The organism is Streptomyces sp. NPDC048461 (assembly GCF_055587105.1).
In genome coordinates this window covers 1-1,099 of sequence record NZ_JBVJGW010000089.1, presented here as the reverse complement: position 1 = coordinate 1,099, position 1,099 = coordinate 1, and the positions used below count along the sequence as shown (strand labels likewise).

At 69.9% G+C, this 1,099-nt stretch carries 1 protein-coding gene; it reads left to right on the top strand.

All coding sequences use genetic code 11. The features are described 5' to 3' along the window. Positions 1-1,099 (top strand): hypothetical protein (locus ACZ6S8_RS39680; RefSeq protein ID WP_469463283.1); only part of this gene is annotated, 1,099 nt, incomplete at both ends.

The window sequence follows — 1,099 nt, the reverse complement described above, 5'->3', positions numbered from 1 at the left end:
CGCGGCGATGGTCGATCGGCTCGGCCATGGACAGCTCGAGCTCAACACCCGCTCGCTGATCCTCGGACGCGCGCCCTATACACGCCCCAGTTCGGAAGTGCCGGCCAACCGCCAGGTGCTCGGTTTCGACGGCGTCTCGCTGCGGGCCACGCAGCAGGTGCAGTTCGCCGGCAAGGGCACGCTGGATGTCTACCAGGCCCAGGGCGCCTACCAGGCCGGCACGGGTTGGCAGTACAGCGGCGGCGCACTGGACATCCAGGCACCGCTGCTGACCGGCGCGGCGGGAAGCACCCTGCAGGTACGCAGCGGGGGTGATCTGCGCATCAGCGGCGCCTGCCAGACCCAGGGGCACGAAGCGCTGGGCGCCGAACTGGGGCTGCAGGCACGCAATATCCTGATCGACTCCGTCGTGGCGCTGGCCTCGGGCCGCCTGCAGGCCAGGGCGGACGGCGACGTGGTGCTGGGCAGCAACGCCCGCATCGACCTGGCCGGGCGCCGCATCCGCGTGGACGATCTGGACAAGTACAGCTGGGGCGGCGACGTTGAACTCACCGCCCGCCAGGGCAACGTGCTGGCCGCCGCTGGCTCGAGCATCGACGTCTCGGCATCGAACAACCGCGCAGGGCGGATCACCGCCAATGCGCTGGGCGAGAACGCGGGCCGCATCGACCTGGCCGGGACCCTGCGTGGTAGCGCGAGTGGTCGCCAGGCCACCGGTGGCAGCACCGTGCCCTATGACAGCGGCGAACTGCTGTTGCGCGCGCAGCAGCTTTCCGACTTCGCCGGCTTGAATCGCCAGCTGGATGCGGGCGGCTTCTTCGGTACCCGCAGCTTCCAGCTCAAGCAGGGCGACCTGACCGTGACCGACACGCTGAAGGCGCGCAACGTTGCGCTCAGCATCGATGGCGGCAGCCTGCATGTGCTCGGCACCATCGACGCCGGCGGAGAGCAGGTGGGAAGCATCCGCCTGGCCGCGCGTGACCGCCTGCAGGTGGATGGACGGCTGGATGCACACGGCAGCGGGCTGCGGGTGGACAGCTACGGCAAGATCATCGACAGCAGCAACCGTGCGCTGGTGGAGCTGGGTAGCCGTGACGGC